This is a genomic window from Inquilinus sp. OTU3971 (assembly GCF_038440215.1).
The window spans coordinates 1-18,532 of sequence record NZ_JASATH010000168.1; the positions used below are offsets into that span (position 1 = coordinate 1).

Below are 18,532 nucleotides of genomic sequence, written 5' to 3' on the forward strand. Positions count from 1 at the left end.
CCCCCCCCCCCCCCCCCCCCCCCCCCCCCGGGGGGGGGGGGGGAAGGGGGAGGGGTCTGCGCGCGTCCGCGCGCGAATGGGCAGAGGACAGATCCTGCTGTCAGGGCCGGATCGCCAGAGTTCAGGCGGGTCTTGACGGCGAAAACCCCCTCCCCCTACCCCCCTCCCGCGAGGGGAGGGGGGACTCGGTTGGGTTCGACCGGTTTGGGGGGATAGGGCCATGCCGACGAGCACGCCCACCCCTGCCTCCGAGCCGATGCCGGACCTGGTCCGGATCGACGCGGTGACCAAGCGCTTCGGGCCCGGCAGGCCGGCGCTCGATGCCGTCACCGCGGCGATCGGCGGTGGCCGGATCACCGGCCTCGTCGGGCCGGACGGGGCGGGCAAGACCACGCTGATCCGGCTGATGACCGCGCTGATGTGGCCGGAGGAGGGGCGGCTTGTCGTGCTCGGCCATGACAGCCGGGCCGAGCCGGCGCCGATCCAGGCCGCGATCGGCTACATGCCGCAGCGCTTCGGCCTGTACGAGGACCTGACGGTGCAGGAGAACCTCGACCTCTACGCCGATCTCCGCGCCTTGCCGCAGGCGGAGCGGCCGGCGGTGTTCGACGAGATCCTGACCTTCACCGACCTGAAGCGCTTCACCGGCCGCCTGGCCGGCAAGCTGTCCGGCGGCATGAAGCAGAAGCTCGGCCTCGGCTGCGCCCTGCTGCGCAAGCCGCGCCTGCTGCTGCTGGACGAGCCGGGCGTCGGCGTCGACCCGATCTCGCGGCGCGAGCTGTGGGGCATGGTGCAGGACCTGACGCGCGAGGGCATCGGCGTGGTGTGGTCGACCGCCTATCTCGACGAGGCCGAGAAATGCGACCGGGTGCTGCTGCTGAACGAGGGCCAACTGCTGTATGAGGGCGAGCCGGGCGGGCTGACCCGGCGGGTCGAGGACCGGGTGTTCCGGCTGACCGGGGTCGCGGGCCGCCGCCGGCAGGTGCTGGCGGCCGTGCTGGACCAGCCGGGCGTGATCGACGGCGTGATCCAGGGCACCGCGATCCGGCTGGTGGCCAAGGACGCGGGCCAACCCCCGGCTCCGCCCGAGGAGGCCGGCCCGGCCGCGAGAATCGGACCGGCGGCGCCACGCTTCGAGGATGCCTTCGTCGACATCCTCGGCGGCGGCCCCGGCGGCCGGTCGAAGCTGGCCGAGGCGCGCGAGACGCTGCCGCCGCGCGAAGGCCCGGTGATCGAGGCGCGCGGCCTGACCAAGCGCTTCGGCGACTTCACCGCCGCCGCCGACATCAGCTTCGACATTCCGCGCGGCGAGATCTTCGGCCTGCTCGGCCCCAACGGCGCCGGCAAGTCGACCACCTTCAAGATGCTGTGCGGCCTGCTGAAGCCGACGGCGGGGGAGGGGCGGGTGGCCGGCTTCGACCTGCGCCGCGACAGCGCCGAGGCGCGCAACCGGCTGGGCTACATGGCCCAGAAATTCTCGCTCTACGGCGATCTCAGCGTCGCCCAGAACCTCGACTTCTTCGCCGGGGTCTACGGCCTCGACCGGCGCCGGGCGCGGGGGCAGATCGGGCTGATGACCGAGATCTTCGCGCTCGGCGAGGTGTGCTCGCGCTCGGCCGGCACCCTGCCGCTCGGTTTCAAGCAGCGCCTGGCGCTGGCCTGCGCCGTGATGCACGAGCCCGAGGTGCTGTTCCTGGACGAGCCGACCTCCGGCGTCGACCCGATCAGCCGGCGCGAGTTCTGGACCCACATCAACGGCCTGGTCGAGCGCGGCGTGACCGTGCTGGTCACCACCCATTTCATGGAGGAGGCCGAGTATTGCGACCGGATCTCGCTGATCTATCGCGGCCGCTCGATCGCGCTGGGCTCGCCGGACGAGCTGAAGGCCAGGGTCGCGAGCCAGGACCGCCCGGATCCGACGATGGAGGACGCCTTCATCGCTCTGGTCGAGGCTTCTGATGCGAAGCAGGAGGCGGCGTGATGGGACTTCACCCTCCACCCAAGCACACCGAGTCCCCCTCCCGCAAGGGGAGGGGGGACAAAGAGGGGACGCGGCGTAAGGTCGACACAGCCTGTCGTCCGTTCGGGGTCAGCTCGTGACCGCCGCCTCTCAGGACGCCACCCCCGCCCCCTCCCGCGCCGACCGGATGCGGCGGTTCCGGGCGCTGCTGCGCAAGGAGAGCCGGCAGATCCTGCGCGACCCGTCCAGCCTGCTGATCGCCGTGGTGCTGCCGGTGCTGCTGCTGTTCCTGTTCGGCTATGCCCTGTCGCTCGACGCCGACCACACCAAGGTCGGCGTGGCGGTGGAGAGCCCGGGGCCGGAGGCGCGCGACCTTGCCGCCAGCTTCCAGGCCTCGCGCTATTTCGACGCCCGCATCGGCACCGACCGGCGGCAATTCGCCGAAGACCTGGTGACCAACCGGGTCAAGGGCATCATCGTCATCCCCGCGACCTTCGCCGCCGAGGCGGCGCGGCCGGGCGGGGCGCCGCAGATCCAGATCCTGGTCGACGGCAGCGACCCGAACACCGCGAACTTCGTCATGGCCTATGCCCAGGGCGTGCTGTCGGGCTGGCGGGCGATGCGGGCGGCGGGGCACGGCGCCGACGGCGCGCCCATGATCGATGTCGAGCAGCGCGTCTGGTTCAACCAGGAGCTGGTCAGTCGCAACACGCTGGTGCCCGGCGCCATCGCCATCGTCATGACCATGATCGGCACGCTGCTGACCGCGCTGGTGGTGGCGCGGGAGTGGGAGCGCGGCACGATGGAGGCGATGATGGCGACGCCGGTGACCGCGCTGGAGCTCTTGGCCGGCAAGGTGCTGCCCTATTTCCTGCTCGGCCTGGCGTCGCTGACCCTGTGCTTCTTCGTCGCCGTGGTGCTGTTCGGGGTGCCGTTCCGCGGCTCGATCGGGGCGCTGTACCTGGTCACCGCCGCCTTCCTGTGCCCGGCGCTGGGGCTGGGGCTGATCATCTCCTCCGCCACCAAGAACCAGTTCCTGGCGTCGCAGCTGGCCCTGGTGGCGGGCTTCCTGCCGGCCTTCCTGCTGTCCGGCTTCCTGTTCGAGATCAGCTCGATGCCGCAGCCGATCCAGTGGCTCACCTACATCCTGCCGGCGCGCTACTACGTGCCGGCGCTGCAGACCGTGTTCCTGGCCGGGGACATCTGGCCGCTGTACCTGCGCAACATGGCCGTGCTCCTGCTCGAGGGTGCCATCCTGCTGGCCCTGGCGGCGCGGCTGACCCGGAAGAGGCTGGCCTGAGATGTGGCGGCGACTCAAAGCCCTGGTGGTCAAGGAGCTGCTGGCCGTGCTGCGCGACCCGCGCGGCCGGATGATCCTGATCGTGCCGCCGATCATTCAGCTCTTTGTCTTCGCCTATGCCGCGACGATGGAGGTGAAGAACGTCGACATCGCCCTGCTGGACCGCGACCGCGGCGCCTGGAGCCAGGAGCTGGTGCGGCGGGTCGAGGGCACGCCCACCTTCCGCAGCATCCTGGTGGTCGACACGCCGGAGGCGCTGCGCCGGGCGATCGATCAGCAAGAGGTGCTGGCCGCGGTGCAGATCGGGCCCAGCTTCTCGCGCGACGTCGCCGCCGGGAGGCCGGCTGATATCCAGGTCATCCTCGACGGTCGCCGCTCCAACGCCTCGCAGCTGACCGGCAACTACATCTCGCAGATCGTCGCCGCCATGGCGCTCGACGCCGCCAGCCCCAGCGGCGTGGCGGCGATGCCGGACGCCGCGGTGCCGCGCTTCTGGTTCAACCCGGCGCTCGACACGCAATGGTTCATGGTGCCCAACCTGATCGCGGTGATCGCCGTGCTGATCGGGCTGATCGTCACCGGCCTGACCATCGCGCGAGAGCGCGAGCTCGGCACCTTCGACCAGCTGCTGGTGTCGCCGCTCCGGGTGCACGAGATCCTGCTGGGCAAGACCATCCCGTCGCTGCTGATCGGCTTCGCCCATTGCAGCTTCTACCTGCTGGCGGCGCTGATCTGGTTCGGCCTGCCGCTCCGCGGGTCGCTGGGCATGTTCTACACGGGCGTGTTCTTCTACCTGCTGGCCCTGATCGGGATCGGGCTGTTCATCTCGGCGCTGTCGGCGACGCAGCAGCAGGCGATCCTCGGGTCGTTCCTGTTCATGATCCCGGCGACGCTGATGTCCGGCTTCGCCACGCCGATCGACAACATGCCGGAATGGCTGCAGCCGGCGACCTTCGTCAACCCGCTGCGCTACTTCATCGTCATCGTCCGCGGCGTGTTCCTGAAAGGCCTGCCGGTCGAGGAGATGCTGCGCAACACCGTGCCGCTGGCGCTGATCGCCCTGGTGACGCTGAGCGCGGCGGCGTGGATGTTCCGCCGGCGGATGGAGTGAGAGACCGCTTGTAAACGCTACTGGCGCGGCCGTCTGACGGCGGTTTCTGCGCTTCCAGTGCTCACGGACCCAAACGTCCGCTGCGCGCCGGTTCTCGCAACCACCGCCATCCGACTCACGCCAGCGCATTTCCAAACGGTCTCTGAGCGGCCTCAGGGCAGCGGGACGGTCCGGTTGTAGGGATCCTCGCCGGGCTCCGCGGTGGGGCCGGTCCGGGACTGGGCAGCCGGCGTCGGGTTGTGGACCGACAGGTTGAAGTTGTCGCCCGGGACGTCGGGCGACGAGCACGCAGCCAGGGCGATGCCGGCCACGACCATAGGAAAGAACACCCGTATCGAATTCCGCATGATCCGTACTCCCCCTGGGAGCCGCCATCGCTGTTCGACAGCATCGACTCTCGTCCTACGATCCTCCTCGCCGCCCTCCTTCGCAAGTGCGTCCGCACGCCTCGACGGCACTCGCCCCGCGCCCGGATCTCGGTCATGATGGGCATTATGGACAGCGTTCTCGAAACCCTCGTTCAGATGTTCGATGAGACGTCGGTTCTGGTTGCTGCCTATGACGAGTTCGACCGGCTTCGCTACGCCAACCCGGCCTTCCGGGCGGCCTTCTCCATCGACGAGAACGAGACGCCGCTCTGGTCCGAGATCATGCGCCGGAATCATGGCGCCGGCCGGGGCTCGGTGATCCGGGCTGAGGATTTCGAGGCATGGCTGGTCTCGACGCAGTCCCGCCGCGGGAAGACCGGCTTCCGGGCTTACGAGACCGACCTGGTCGACGGCCGTTGGCTGTGGATGACGGAAAGCGTCCGCGGCGACGGCTGGATGCTTTGCATCGCCAGCGACATCACCGGCCTGCGGGCCGAGGATCGGGCCGTGCGGCAGGACCGGGACCTTGCCGTCAAGGCGTCGTACACCGACGAGCTGACCGGCATCGCCAACCGCCGCTTCGTCACCGAGCGGATCGAGGAGATGCTCCGCCGGCCGCCGTCCAAGGCCGGCGTGCTCGGCTGCGTCGCGCTGCTCGATCTCGACAACTTCAAGCCGGTCAACGACCGGCACGGGCATCAAGCCGGCGACCTCATCCTGCGCGACTTCGCGCGGCGCATCGCCGGCATGGCCCGGCGATCCGACTGCTTCGGCCGGATGGGCGGGGACGAGTTCCTGCTGGTCCTGCCGCGCACCTCGATCGGGCAGGCGGTCCTGGTGGTCGAGAGAATGCTGGCGGTGATCCGCTCGGCCCGGCCGGTCCCGGAGCGCGGGGAACTCGCCTACACCTTCTCCGCCGGGCTGGCGGAGGGCCGCCCCGGAGATACGGCCGCAAGTCTCTATGCGCGGGCGGACAAGGCGCTCTATTCCGCCAAGATGAGCGGCCGCAACCGGATCTATCGCGAGGGAGCGGAGCCGGACCGGCCGGCCATCGCGCAGTAGCCGCGCTTGTATCCAAACAATTGATCTGTTCCGGAGTTGGACGACTGTCTTTAGTTTGGGCAGCCGCCGGGCGCAGCATTCCACCGGCCCACTTCAGAGGCCCGGCGATGCGGACCGACACCTCCTCCACCATTGATGATGCGCCAGCGGCGCCGCGCGGCGGCTCGGCGCTGCAGCCGGTCGCGGCCGGGCTGCTGGCCGCCATCGTCGGCTTCGCCAGCGCCTTCACCGTGGTGCTGCAGGGCCTGGCGGCGGCCGGCGCCACCCCGGCCCAGGCGGCCTCCGGGCTGCTCGCGGTCTGCATCGGCCAGGGGCTGCTGGCGATCCTCCTGTCCTGGCGGTCGAAGCTGCCGATCAGCATCGCCTGGTCGACCCCCGGCGCCGCGCTGCTGGTCGCCACCGGCGTGCCGGCGGGCGGCTTTCCGGCCGCGGTCGGCGCCTTCCTGATGGCGGCGGCGCTGGTCGTCGCCGCCGGGCTGTGGCGCCCCTTCGGCCGGCTGGTCACCGCGATCCCGACGCCGCTGGCCGGCGCCATGCTGGCCGGGGTGCTGCTCGACCTGTGCATGGCCCCGGCCCGGGCCGTGGGCGCCATGCCGATGCTGGCCCTGCCGGTGCTGCTGGTCTGGGCGCTGACCTGGCGCTTCGCCCGGCTCTATGCCGTGCCCGCCGCGGTGGCGGCGGCGGTGGCGCTGATCGGCCTGACCACCGCGGTGCCGCCGGAAGCCTTCGCCCATCTGTGGCCCGAGCCGGTCTTGGTCGCCCCCGCCTTTTCCGCGGGCGCGATCATCGGCATCGCCGTGCCGCTGTTCATCGTCACCATGGCGTCGCAGAACGTGCCCGGCCTCGCGGTGCTGAACGCCAACGGCTACCGGCCGCCGGTCGGGCCGCTGTTCGTCGCCACCGGCGCGATCAGCGCCCTGACCGCGCTGTTCGGCGGCCATGCGATCAACCTGTCGGCGATCACGGCGGCGCTCTGCGCCTCGGCCGAGGCTCACCCCGATCCGGCGCGGCGCTGGCCGGCGGCGGTGGTGGCCGGGGCGGTCTATGTCGGGCTCGGCCTGTTCGCCGGCTTCGCCGCCGCCTTTATCGCCGCCTCGCCGCCGCTGCTGATCCAGGCGGTGGCCGGTCTGGCGCTGCTGGGCAGCCTCGGCGGCGCCCTGTCGACGGCGCTGGCGCGGGAGGAGGAGCGGCTGCCGGCGGTCGTCACCTTCGTCACCACCGTCTCCGGCCTGTCGCTGTTCGGCATCGGCGCCGCCTTCTGGGGCCTGGTGGCCGGCGGCGCGATGATGGCGCTGGACCGGCTGCGGGGCCCGGCGCTGCCATGACAAAGCCCGAAGCCTGGTGTCTCTGGGCGCCATCATGTTCGGAGAGGGATTCGCCGTGAAGCTTCTGGTCTCTGTCGTCGCCGCCCTGCTCGCCGGCCTGTCCTGCGCGTCCGCGCAGGAGCTGGCGATCCCCGCGGCCACCTATCCGGCGCTGCCCCGCCAGGCGGCTTCGGCCGAAGGCTTCGTGCCGCCGGGCTGGCGGCTGGAGGCGCAGGCCAGGGGCGACCTGAACGGCGACGGCAAGGCCGACCTCGCCTTCGTCCTGCACGGCACGGACCCGAAGAACGTGGTGGCCAACCCGGACGGGCTCGGCGTGGACTCGCTGGACACGAATCCGCGCATCCTGGCCGTCGCCTTCGCCCGGGCGGCAGGCTATGAGCTGGCGCTGGAGAACCATGCCCTGATCCCGCGCCGGACCGATCCGGTGCTGGAGGACCCGTTCGACGGCGTCGCCGCCGGCGGCCTCGAGATCGCCCGCGGCACGCTGCGCGTCAGGCTCGGCGTCTTCGCCAGCGCCGGGAGCTGGTCGATGTCGACGATCGCCACGACCTTCCGCTGGCAGAACGGCCGCTTCGAGCTGATCGGCTACGACCGCACGGAGACGAACCGGGGGAGCGGCGAGATCGAAGGCCTCAGCATCAATTATCTTACCCGTCGGGCGAAGCGGACCCAGGGCACGATCGAGAGCGATGCGGAGACGGCGCGCTGGGAGACCTTGCCGCGCGGTCCGCTGCTGAGCCTCGACGAGGTCGGCGACGGGCTGGAATTCGATCCGGACAGCCGGCGCTGAGGCACCGATGATCCTGACCACGCCGCGATTGCGGCTGCGGCCCTGGCGCGAGGACGACCGGGACGCCTTCGCCGCCCTGGCCGCCGACCCCGAGGTGATGTGCGACCTCGGCGGGCCGCTGGACCGGGCGGGCAGCGACGCCAAGCTCGACCGCTATCGCGCCGCCTTCGACCGGCACGGCTTCTGCCGCTGGGCGGTCGAGAGGCCGGCGGGCGAATTCCTCGGCTATGCCGGGATCATGCCGCTGGGGTCGGACCATCCGCTCGGCTCCGGCGTCGAGATCGGCTGGCGGCTGACGCGGCACGCCTGGGGCCACGGCTACGCCACCGAGGCGGCCGCGGCGGCGCTGCGGGACGGTTTCGGCCGGCTCGGCCTGGCCGAGATCCTGGCCTACACAGCGCCCGACAACCTGCGGTCGCAGGCGGTGATGGCGCGGCTGCACCTGCAACGCGATCCGGCGCGCGACTTCACCGCGACCTATGACGGCGTCGCCTGGCACGGGCTGGTCTGGGTGGCCCGGCCGCCGACGGGGCGGTGACCGGCAGAAATCCTGCCATCTGGCTGGAACGGGCGGGAAGTGGACATCGGGCCGTAGAAGGCTGCACATTGGTTGGGACGATACGCCACCAGCGCGCACTCCCATGGCCAAACAATTCATCCTCTTCGCGTTCGTCGCCACGTTCGGCGCGCTGGTGCCCGTGTTGCTACGGGCTGATGGGATAATTATTAGAATGACAGGGCTCGACGGTCGGACAAAGACAGTTAACCCTTCGCATCCCCCAAAGCGCGGCGAAGAACCAATCGTCGACCAATTGCTGAACTACCGCGAAACCGCCGAGGAGTGCCATAAGGCGTCCGAAATCATAAGGCTCGAAACTGACGTTCATAACCCATATGAGACGCCGACCTACGAGGTATCGATATCCGAGGCCTTTGGGTTCTGTCGCCTGGATTACTACGCAATCGTGATGAAGCCATGGCGGTGCCGCGCTGATGATATCGGATTTTGCCTGCGATCTCTCGTGGAGAATGAGTTTTCTTTGACCCTTTCTCATGGTTCCGCGACCGACTCCCGGCTGATGCAGGATCGGCCGAATGGCGCTCCGTTGAAGATATATTTCGATCTGACGAACTTAGATTCGGCAGCTAAATTCACGAGTTCAGACAAAGATTGTCGAGTGGTATTTGGCGGGATTGCGCATCCAAGCCCTGCCACGGACTCCGTCTTCATTTTCTCTGGAAATGTTACACTTTCGAAGCCCTGTTTCGCGGGATGAAAGTATCGCAAGTAGCCGTCGCGTTGTTAGCTGGCAGGACCCGATACGGCAATTCTATGCCGCCTGCGCTGCGGCCTCTATGGCAACCGTCCGCTTCGGGTCGAAAGCGGCCAGGCCCGGTCCGGGACATCACGGCCCGCCGGCGGGATCGACCGAGATCAGTGCGACGGGGAACTGATCACCCCTGCGCCGCCGGCCGGCTCGCGCAAGGCGGCCACCAAGCGTCGCACTCCGCATCATCGCGGATAGGATCGTAGGGCGTCTCGATACATTCGGCCGCCCCGTCGAAGGTGAGGGCATCGACCCCCATCAGTTGCGAGGGCAATATCCCCGGCAGCCGATCCTTCTGCCGGACACCTCGAGATGACCCATGCTCCCGATCACGCCATCCGCCGCCGGCGCGAGGCGTTCAATCGTGCCCTGGCCGGGGCGGACCTCAAGGCCATCGGCCCGCTTCTGGCGCCGAGCGCCGTTCTCGTCACGGGCACGGACAGCGCCGTCATCTCCGGCCGCAAGGCCCAGCTCGCAGCGTGGGAGCAGGAATTCGCCGCGTCCTTGCGCACGATCTACACCCGCACCCCCGACACCATCCTGGTCTCGCCGGTCGAGCCCATCGCGCTGGAGCACGGACGCTGGCAAGGCGTCACCGCCGCCGGCGGCCTGCCGCTCGCATCCGGCACCTACACCGCCAAATGGCGCAAGACCGGCGCGGATTGGGTGATCGAGGCCGAGATCTATCTCACGCTCGCCTGACCGCCTCTTCCGCCGGCCGCTATGACCCGCCGGCCCCAGGCGGCATGCCGTCGAATTCCGGCAGGCCGCCGGCGATCCGGTCCCAGGGCTGGCGGCTGCGCACATTGATCGCGGCGTCCGGCCGGATCGCCGACGGGTCGTCCAGAGACCCGGCATAGAGCGTGGCCGTGCCGGGATCCATCTCGCCGGTGCCGAACAGCTGGCTGCCGCAGGCCGGGCAGAAATGGCGCAGGGCCTGCCGCCCGCTGCCGCCGGTCGCGGCATAGCTGCGGGTCTCGCCGCGGATGGTCAGGGCCGCGCGCGGCACGCCGACATAGGTGGAGTGGCCGGCGCCGCTGGCACGCTGGCAGGACCGGCAATGGCAGTGTCCGGTGTAGACGGGATCGGCCGCCACCTCGTAGCGCACCGCCCCGCACAGGCATCCGCCCGTCATCATCCCTCGTCTCCCAAGCCCGGCCTCCTGCCGCGGCCAGCATAGCCGGCCGGAAATCCGGATCGAATTTTTATGTGCTCCGGGTGTCTGATCCGCGCCGATCACACGAGTCCGCAGGCCATCTGCGGAAAGGAGACTTCGTGCTCGACGTTCTGATGCTCGCCCTGGCCGCGGCGTTCTTCGCCGTCGGCCTGGGCTACGTGCTGCTTTGCGACCGGCTGTGAGGAAGCGATGACCTTCGACCTCGTCCTCGGTGGCCTGGTGTCCGTGCTGCTGCTCGGCTACCTCGTCTACGCCCTGGTCCGCCCCGAAAAGTTCTGAGCCAGGAAAGCGTCAGACACATGACTCTCAACGGCTGGATCCAGATCGCGATCTACTGCGCGATCGTCATCCTCCTGGTGCGCCCGCTCGGCGGCTACATGACCCGCGTCTTCGCCGGCGAGCGCACCGTCCTCTCCCCAGTCCTCCGCCCGGTCGAGCGGCTGTTCTACGCCGCCGCCGGCGTGCGCGAGGACCGCGAGCAGCACTGGACCGGCTATGCCTTCGGCATGCTGATCTTCAGCCTGATCAGCGTCGTCGTGCTGTACGCGCTGCAGCGCTTCCAGGACGTGCTGCCGCTGAACCCGGCCGGCATGTCGGCGGTGCCGGAAGGCATCGCCTTCAACACCGCGACCAGCTTCGTCACCAACACCAACTGGCAGTCCTATGGCGGCGAAAGCACCATGAGCTACCTGGTGCAGATGGCCGGGCTGACGGTGCAGAACTTCGTCTCCGCCGCGGTTGGCATCTCGCTCGCCATCGCGCTGGTGCGCGGCTTCGCCCGGCGGTCGTCCCAGACCATCGGCAATTTCTGGATCGACCTGACCCGGGCCGTGCTCTACGTGCTGCTGCCGATCTGCGTCGTCGCCACGATCTTCTTCGTCTGGCAGGGCGTGCCGCAGAATTTCGGCGACTATGTCGACGCCACCACGCTGGAAGGCGCGCACCAGACGATCGCCCAGGGGCCGGTGGCCTCGCAGCTGGCGATCAAGATGCTGGGCACCAATGGCGGCGGCTTCTTCAACGCCAACTCGGCCCATCCCTACGAGAACCCGACGGCGCTGTCGAACCTGGTGCAGATGGTGCTGATCTTCGCGATCGGCGCGGCACTGACCAACGTCTTCGGCCGCATGGTCGGCAACGAGCGCCAGGGCTGGGCGATCCTCAGCGCCATGGGCGTGCTGTTCCTCGCCGGCGTCTTCATCGCCTATTGGCAGGAAGCCGGCGGCGGGCATCTCCTGGCCTCGCTCGGCGTCGACACCACGCTGGGCAACATGGAGGGCAAGGAGGTCCGCTTCGGCGAGGCTTTGTCGGCCCTGTTCGCCGTGGTCACCACCGCCGCCTCCTGCGGCGCCATCATCGCCCAGCACGACAGCTTCACCGCGCTCGGCGGCATGGTGCCGCTGATCAACATGATGCTGGGCGAGGTCGTCATCGGCGGCGTCGGCGCCGGCCTCTACGGCATGCTGCTGTTCGTCGTCGAGGCGATCTTCGTCGCCGGGCTGATGGTCGGCCGCACGCCGGAATATGTCGGCAAGAAGATCGAGGCCAAGGAGGTCAAGATGACCATGCTGGCCCTGCTGATCCTGCCGGCCTCGATGCTCGGCTTCACTGCTTTGGCGCTGTCGACCCAGGCCGGGCTGGCCGGCATCCTCAACCCGGGGCCGCACGGCTTCACCGAGGTGCTCTACGCCTACACCTCGGGCACGGCGAACAACGGTTCGGCCTTCGGCGGCCTGACCGCGACCTCGCTGTTCTACACGATCACCCTCGGCTTCGCGATGCTGATCGGCCGCTTCCTGATGATCGTGCCGATGCTGGCCGTCGCCGGGTCGCTCGCCGCCAAGCGCAGCCTGCCGCCTTCGGCCGGCACCTTCCCGACCACCGGGCCGCTGTTCGTCGGCCTGTTGATCGGCGTGGTGCTGATCATGGGCGGCCTGACCTTCTTCCCGGCCCTGGCGCTGGGCCCGGTGGTGGACCACCTGGCCGCCTCCGCCGGCACCCTGTTCTGATCGGAACCTTCGGTCATGAAAGCCTCAAATTCCCCGGCGTCCCTGTTCGACGCCAAGATCCTGGGCCCGGCCGCGATCGACGCGGTCCGCAAGCTCGACCCCCGCGTCATGTGGCGCAGCCCCGTGATGTTCGTGGTCGAGACCGTCGCGGCCTTGACCACGGTGCTGCTGCTGCGCGACATCGCCACCGGCGCGGCCGGCATCGGCTTCACCATCCAGATCGTGCTCTGGCTCTGGTTCACCGTGCTGTTCGCGAACTTCGCCGAGGCGGTGGCCGAGGGCCGGGGCAAGGCGCAGGCCGAAAGCCTGCGCCGCACCCGGACCGACACCGTGGCCAAGCGGCTGCGCGACGCGGCAGGGCGTGACACCGAGCCGGTGCCGGCGCTGTCGCTGCGCCAGGGCGACCTGGTGCTGGTCGAGGCCGGCGACCTGATCCCCTCCGACGGTGAGGTGATCGAGGGCATCGCCTCGGTCGACGAGAGCGCGATCACCGGCGAATCCGCCCCGGTGATCCGCGAATCCGGCGGCGACCGGTCGGCCGTCACCGGTGGCACAAGGGTGCTGTCGGACTGGGTCAAGGTGCGCATCACCGCGGCCCAGGGGTCGACCTTCCTCGACCGCATGATCGCGCTGGTCGAAGGCGCGCAGCGCCAGAAGACGCCGAACGAGATCGCGCTGAACATCCTCCTGGCCGGGCTGTCGATCATCTTCGTCTTCGCCACGGTCACCATCCCCAGCTTCGCCGCCTATGCCGGCGGGTCGATCTCGGTGGTGGTGCTGGTGGCGCTGTTCGTCACCCTGATCCCGACCACGATCGGCGCGCTGCTCTCGGCCATCGGCATCGCCGGCATGGACCGGCTGGTGCGCTTCAACGTGCTGGCCATGTCCGGCCGCGCGGTCGAGGCCGCCGGCGACGTCGACACGCTGCTGCTCGACAAGACCGGCACCATCACGCTGGGCAACCGCCTGGCCACCGAGTTCGTGCCGCTGCCCGGCGTCACCGAGGCCGAGTTGGCGGACGCCGCCCAGCTCTCCTCGCTCAGCGACGAGACGCCGGAAGGCCGCTCGGTCGTGGTGCTGGCGAAGGAGAAGTACGGGTTGCGCGCCCGCGAGGTCGGCCGCATGCACGCCCATTTCGTGCCCTTCACCGCGCAGACGCGGATGAGCGGCGTCGACATCGAGGGCTCGGTCATCCGCAAGGGCGCGGTCGACGCCGTCATCGGCCATGTCCGCGAGGTCGCCGGCAATCCGCGCCTGGCCATGCCCAAGGAGCTGGAGCAGATCACCGAGCGCATCGCCAAGGCCGGCGGCACGCCGCTGGCCGTGGCCAAGGACGGCAAGCCGCTCGGCGTCATCTATCTGAAGGACGTGGTCAAGGGCGGCATCCGCGAGCGCTTCGCCGAGCTGCGGCGGATGGGCATCCGCACCGTCATGATCACCGGCGACAACCCGCTGACCGCCGCGGCGATCGCGGCCGAGGCGGGGGTCGACGACTTCCTGGCCCAGGCGACGCCGGAGGCCAAGCTGGCGCTGATCCGCGAGGAGCAGGGCAAGGGCCGCCTCGTCGCCATGTGCGGCGACGGCACCAACGACGCGCCGGCGCTCGCACAAGCCGATGTCGGCGTGGCGATGCAGACCGGCACGGTGGCGGCGCGCGAGGCCGGCAACATGGTCGACCTCGACAGCGACCCGACCAAGCTGATCGAGGTGGTGGGCATCGGCAAGCAGCTGCTGATCACCCGCGGCGCCCTGACCACCTTCTCGATCGCCAACGACGTGGCCAAGTACTTCGCCATCATTCCGGCGATGTTCCTGGCCTTCTACCCGCAGCTCGGGGTGCTCAACGTCATGGACCTGCACTCGCCGCAGAGCGCGATCCTGTCGGCGATCATCTTCAACGCGCTGGTCATCGTCGCGCTGATCCCGCTGGCGCTGCGCGGCGTCCGCTACCGGGCGCTCAGCGCGGCCGCGCTGCTGCGGCGCAACCTTCTGATCTACGGCCTGGGCGGCCTCATCGTCCCGTTCATCGGGATCAAGGCGATCGACCTGATCGTCACCGCCCTCGGCCTGGCGTGAGGCCAACATGCTGAACCAGATCCGACCCGCCCTCGTGATGATCGTCCTGCTGACGATCCTCACCGGCATCGCCTACCCCTTCGCCATGACCGGCATCGCCCAGGGGCTGCTGCCCGGCCAGGCCAATGGCAGCCTGGTCAAGCGGGCCGACGGCACCGTCATCGGCTCGTCCCTGATCGGCCAGGACTTCACCAGCGACAAGTACTTCCACGGCCGGCTGTCGGCGACCTCGGGCACCGACCCGAACGACCCGAGCAAGTCGATCTCGCTGCCCTACAACGCCGCTAACTCGGCCGGCTCCAACCTCGGCCCGACCAGCCAGGCGCTGGCGGACCGGGTGAAGGGCGACGTCGACGCGCTGGCGGCGCAGGGCATCAAGAACCCGCCGGCCGACATGGTCACCAGCTCGGCCTCGGGCCTCGACCCGGACATCAGCCCGGCCAATGCCGCGCTGCAGGTCGCCCGGGTCGCCGCCGCCCGCGGCCTGTCGCCGGACCAGGTGCGCGATGCCGTGCAGGCGGCCACCTCGGGCCGGTTGCTCGGCATCATCGGCGAGCCGCGGGTCAACGTCCTGCAGCTCAACATGGCGCTGGACGGGCTGAAGACCCCGTAGTCATTCTGGCTCCATGTCACAGACCGATCGGTCCGACGACGATCATCGTCCCTCGCCGGAAGCTCTGCTCGAGGCGGTCGCGAAAACCCGCGGCCGCCTCAAGATCTTCCTCGGGGCGGCGCCCGGCGTCGGCAAGACCTATGAGATGCTGTCCCAGGGCGCCGCGCGGCGGCGCGACGGGCTCGACGTCGTCATCGGCGTGGTCGAGACCCATGGTCGGGCCGAGACCCAGGCCCTGGTCGGCGGCTTCGAGATCATCCCCCGCCGCCGCGCCGAGCATCGCGGCCGGACGCTGGAGGAGATGGACCTCGACGCCATCCTGACGCGCCGGCCGGCGCTGGTGCTGGTCGACGAGCTGGCCCACACCAACGCCCCCGGCAGCCGCCACGACAAGCGCTACCAGGATGTCGAGGAGATCCTGGCCGCCGGCATCGACGTCTGGACCACGCTGAACATCCAGCATGTCGAGAGCCTGAACGACGTCGTCGCCCAGATCACCCGCATCCGGGTGCGCGAGACGGTGCCGGATGCCTGGATCGACGGCGCCGACGAGATCGAGCTGATCGACCTGACGCCGGAGGACCTGCAGAAGCGGCTGGCCGAGGGCAAGGTCTATATCCGCGACCAGGCCCGGCGCGCCGTCGACCATTTCTTCAAGCCCGGCAACCTGGCCGCGCTGCGCGAGCTGGCGCTGCGCCGCACCGCCCAGCGGGTCGACGACCAGGTGCTGGGTTACATGCGGGCCCATGCCATCACCGGCCCCTGGGCGGCCGGCGACCGCATCATGGTCTGCGTCAGCGACGCGCCGAATGGCGAGGCGCTGGTCCGCTACGCCCGGCGCGTGGCCGACCGGCTGGGGGCGCGCTGGATCGCGGTCTATATCGAAGGGTCGCGCCACCACCGGCTGGGCGAGGCCCAGCGCGACCGCATCGCCCGCGCCCTGCTGCTGGCGGAAAAGCTGGGCGGCGAGACCGTCACCATCCCGGCCAACGACATCGTCGCCGAGATCCTGGCCTATGCCCGGCGCAACAACATCACCCAGATCGTCATCGGCAAGTCCGACCGGTCGCGCTGGTTCGAGATGCTGCACGGCTCGGTGGTGCATGATCTCCTGCGCAAATCGGGGTCGATCTCGGTCCACGTCATGGCGGGGGAGGAGGGGGAGGCCCGGCCCGGCGATGAGCGGATCCAGACCCGCCCGGCCGAGGTTGGCTTCGACCTCAGGCCCTATCTGGTCGCCGCGGTGGGCGTCGTGGCGACGACCGTGGCCGCCCATCTGGTCGCCTTCTTCGCCACCGCCAACAGCATCGCGCTGGTGTTCCTGATCCCGGTGCTGTTCTGCGCCGCGCGCTACGGGTTGGGGCCGTCGATCTTCGCTTCGCTCTTGAGCGTGCTCGCGGTCAACTTCTTCTTCCTGGAGCCGCTGTATACCCTCTTCATCGCCGATCCCGCGAACGTCACCGCCCTGGTGTTCTTCCTGGTGGTCGCGATCGTCACCTCGAACCTGCAGAGCCAGGCCCGGCTGCAGGCCCGCGGCGCCGCGGCGCGGGCGCGGGCGACGGCCGAGCTGTTCGGGTTCAGCCGCAAGCTGGCGGCGATCGGCTCGGCCGACGACCTGCTCTGGGCCGCGGCCTACCAGATCGCCTCGATGCTGAAGCTGCGCGTGGTCGTGCTGATGCCGCAGGACGGCTCGCTGCAGGTGGTGGCGGGCTATCCGCCGGAGGACCGGATCGAGGAGGCGGAGCGGGCGGCGGCGCAGTGGAGCTGGGCCAATGACCGGCCGGCGGGGCGGGGGGCGGACACGCTGCCCGGCGGCAAATGGCTGTTCCTGCCCTGGCGCACCGCCTCCGGCCAGATCGGCGTGATCGGCATCGACCGCGACCAGCCGGGGCCGCTGCTCAGCCCCGACGACCAGCGGCTGCTGGATTCGCTGATGGACCAGGCGGCGGTGGCGATCGAGCGGGTGCGCCTGGCCAAGGATGTCGACGAGGTCCGGGTGGTGGCGGAGACCGAGCGGCTGCGCGCCGCGCTGCTGACCTCGATCAGCCACGACCTGCGCACGCCGCTGGCCTCGATCATCGGCGCCGTCTCCAGCCTGCGCCGCCACGACGCCACGCTGGACCCGAAGGCACGGACCGAGCTGATGGAGACGGCGGAGGACGAAGCCGAGCGGCTGAACCGATTCGTCGGCAACCTGCTCGACATGACCCGGCTCGAATCCGGCGTGCTGCAGCCGAAGCTGGAGGCGACCGAGGCGGCGGAGGTGGTCGGCGCGGCGGCGGAGCGCTGCGCCACCCTCGTCGCGCACCACCGACTGGTGCTCGACATCGTGTCCGGCCTGCCGCTGTACCTGCTCGATCCGATCCTCTTGGAGCAGGCGCTGGTCAACCTGATCGACAACGCCGCCAAATACGCCCCGGCCGGCACCGTCATCACCGTCTCGGCGCGGGAGGAGAACGGGCTGGTGCTGCGGGTGCTGGACGAGGGCGACGGCATCCCGGAGGACAAGCTGGAGGCGATCTTCGACAAGTTCCACCGCATCCAGCACGGCGACAGCGCCCAGGCCGGCACCGGGCTCGGCCTCGCCATCTGCCGCGGCTTTGTCGAGATCATGGGCGGGCGAGTCACCGCCGGCAACCGCGGCGACCGGCGCGGCGCCGTCTTCACCGTCACCTTCCCGCCCGACCTCGCCGCCCCGCCCCTGCCCGGCATTTCGATGGGGATGTGACCCGATGTCGAATCCGCCCGACACACGCGCCGCACCGCGCATCCTGATCATCGACGACGAGCCGCAGATCCGCCGCTTCCTCAAGATCAGCCTGGCCGCCGACGGCTATGCCCCGATCGAGGCGGCTGGCGGTGCCGAGGGGCTGGAGCGGGTGGTGCAGGACCGGCCCGACCTGGTGATCCTCGACCTCGGCCTGCCCGACATCGACGGCCAGCAGGTGCTGAGCCGGATCCGCGAGCTGTCGGCGGTGCCGGTGGTCGTGCTGTCGGTCCGCGCCGGCGAGGCGGAGAAGGTCGAGGCGCTGGACCGCGGCGCCAACGACTACGTCACCAAGCCCTTCGGCATCGCCGAGCTGACCGCCCGGCTGCGCGCCGCCCTGCGCCGCGGCGGGCTGGAGGACGAGGCGGCCGAGGCGGTGATCGAGGCCGGGCCGCTGACCGTCGACGTGCCGCACCGCCGGGTGCGGTTCGAGGGGCGGGAGATCCGGCTGTCGAAGAAGGAGTTCGAGATCCTGCGCCTGCTGGCCGCCCATCACGGCCGGGTGGTGACGCATCAGAAGATCCTGCGCGAGGTCTGGGGCCCGGCGCATATCGACGCGATGCAGTATCTGCGCGTCTATGTCGGCCAGCTGCGCCAGAAGCTGGGCGACGACCCCGCCCCGCCGCGGGGGGTCGGGGCCCGCCCA

18 protein-coding genes are annotated in these 18,532 nt (G+C 69.9%); 16 read left to right on the plus strand and 2 right to left on the minus strand.

The window, feature by feature from the left end; translation table 11 throughout:
• Positions 1-220: 220 nt before the first annotated feature.
• The 3 genes from AAHM41_RS30850 to AAHM41_RS30860 all read left to right on the plus strand — a co-directional run bounded on the left by AAHM41_RS30850 (position 221) and on the right by AAHM41_RS30860 (position 4,371).
• Complete coding sequence (locus AAHM41_RS30850) at positions 221-1,981, plus strand: ATP-binding cassette domain-containing protein (protein ID WP_342240463.1); 1,761 nt, start codon at positions 221-223, stop codon at positions 1,979-1,981.
• Positions 1,982-2,096: 115 nt separating this feature from the next.
• Entirely contained in the window at positions 2,097-3,260 is a 1,164-nt protein-coding gene (locus tag AAHM41_RS30855) for an ABC transporter permease (protein ID WP_342240464.1), read from the plus strand.
• Position 3,261: 1 nt separating this feature from the next.
• Positions 3,262-4,371: an ABC transporter permease gene (locus AAHM41_RS30860; RefSeq protein ID WP_342240465.1), complete on the plus strand. Its 1,110-nt coding sequence runs from the start codon at positions 3,262-3,264 to the stop codon at positions 4,369-4,371.
• Positions 4,372-4,523: 152 nt separating this feature from the next.
• Here AAHM41_RS30860 and AAHM41_RS30865 read toward each other — a convergent pair whose 3' ends face one another.
• On the minus strand, positions 4,524-4,718 hold the full coding sequence (locus AAHM41_RS30865) for a hypothetical protein (RefSeq protein ID WP_342240466.1): 195 nt from the start codon (positions 4,716-4,718) through the stop codon (positions 4,524-4,526).
• A 147-nt stretch (positions 4,719-4,865) separates the two neighbouring features.
• Here AAHM41_RS30865 and AAHM41_RS30870 point away from each other — a divergent pair, with 147 nt between their 5' ends.
• The 6 genes from AAHM41_RS30870 (at position 4,866) to AAHM41_RS30895 (ending at position 9,946) form a co-directional block, all read left to right on the plus strand.
• A complete protein-coding gene (locus AAHM41_RS30870; protein ID WP_342240467.1) occupies positions 4,866-5,801 on the plus strand; it encodes a sensor domain-containing diguanylate cyclase in 936 nt (311 codons plus the stop codon).
• A 107-nt stretch (positions 5,802-5,908) separates the two neighbouring features.
• On the plus strand, positions 5,909-7,126 hold the full coding sequence (locus tag AAHM41_RS30875; protein WP_342240468.1) for a benzoate/H(+) symporter BenE family transporter: 1,218 nt from the start codon (positions 5,909-5,911) through the stop codon (positions 7,124-7,126).
• Between the two features lie 55 nt (positions 7,127-7,181).
• On the plus strand, positions 7,182-7,916 hold the full coding sequence (locus AAHM41_RS30880) for a hypothetical protein (protein WP_342240469.1): 735 nt from the start codon (positions 7,182-7,184) through the stop codon (positions 7,914-7,916).
• A 7-nt stretch (positions 7,917-7,923) separates the two neighbouring features.
• Positions 7,924-8,454 (plus strand): GNAT family N-acetyltransferase, encoded by a 531-nt coding sequence (locus tag AAHM41_RS30885; RefSeq protein ID WP_342240470.1) that lies wholly within the window; start codon positions 7,924-7,926, stop codon positions 8,452-8,454.
• A gap of 103 nt (positions 8,455-8,557) precedes the next feature.
• Positions 8,558-9,193 carry a hypothetical protein gene (locus AAHM41_RS30890; RefSeq protein ID WP_342240471.1) on the plus strand — a complete coding sequence of 212 codons (636 nt, stop codon included), beginning with the start codon at positions 8,558-8,560 and terminating at the stop codon, positions 9,191-9,193.
• A gap of 363 nt (positions 9,194-9,556) precedes the next feature.
• The gene (locus AAHM41_RS30895) at positions 9,557-9,946 is read left to right on the plus strand and encodes a nuclear transport factor 2 family protein (RefSeq protein ID WP_342240472.1); all 390 of its coding nucleotides are present in this window, start codon (positions 9,557-9,559) and stop codon (positions 9,944-9,946) included.
• A 19-nt stretch (positions 9,947-9,965) separates the two neighbouring features.
• On the opposite strand, the gene AAHM41_RS30900 is transcribed toward AAHM41_RS30895, so the two are convergent.
• A complete protein-coding gene (locus tag AAHM41_RS30900; RefSeq protein WP_342240473.1) occupies positions 9,966-10,382 on the minus strand; it encodes a GFA family protein in 417 nt (138 codons plus the stop codon).
• A gap of 80 nt (positions 10,383-10,462) precedes the next feature.
• Between AAHM41_RS30900 and AAHM41_RS30905 the strand changes: the two genes are divergently transcribed.
• The 7 genes from AAHM41_RS30905 to AAHM41_RS30935 form a co-directional block, all read left to right on the plus strand.
• Positions 10,463-10,603 (plus strand): hypothetical protein, encoded by a 141-nt coding sequence (locus tag AAHM41_RS30905; protein ID WP_186002619.1) that lies wholly within the window; start codon positions 10,463-10,465, stop codon positions 10,601-10,603.
• Between the two features lie 7 nt (positions 10,604-10,610).
• Complete coding sequence (kdpF, locus tag AAHM41_RS30910; protein ID WP_342240474.1) at positions 10,611-10,700, plus strand: K(+)-transporting ATPase subunit F; 90 nt, start codon at positions 10,611-10,613, stop codon at positions 10,698-10,700.
• 20 nt (positions 10,701-10,720) lie between these two features.
• Positions 10,721-12,430, plus strand: coding sequence for a potassium-transporting ATPase subunit KdpA (gene kdpA, locus AAHM41_RS30915; RefSeq protein WP_342240475.1), 1,710 nt, complete (start codon positions 10,721-10,723; stop codon positions 12,428-12,430).
• 15 nt (positions 12,431-12,445) lie between these two features.
• Positions 12,446-14,506: a potassium-transporting ATPase subunit KdpB gene (gene kdpB, locus AAHM41_RS30920; protein ID WP_342240476.1), complete on the plus strand. Its 2,061-nt coding sequence runs from the start codon at positions 12,446-12,448 to the stop codon at positions 14,504-14,506.
• A gap of 7 nt (positions 14,507-14,513) precedes the next feature.
• Entirely contained in the window at positions 14,514-15,119 is a 606-nt protein-coding gene (kdpC, locus tag AAHM41_RS30925; protein WP_342240477.1) for a potassium-transporting ATPase subunit KdpC, read from the plus strand.
• 13 nt (positions 15,120-15,132) lie between these two features.
• Positions 15,133-17,847, plus strand: a complete 2,715-nt coding sequence (locus AAHM41_RS30930) for a sensor histidine kinase KdpD (RefSeq protein WP_342240478.1) — start codon at positions 15,133-15,135, stop codon at positions 17,845-17,847.
• Between the two features lie 4 nt (positions 17,848-17,851).
• A partial coding sequence (locus tag AAHM41_RS30935; RefSeq protein WP_342240479.1) for a response regulator transcription factor occupies positions 17,852-18,532 on the plus strand: 681 nt, incomplete at its 3' end.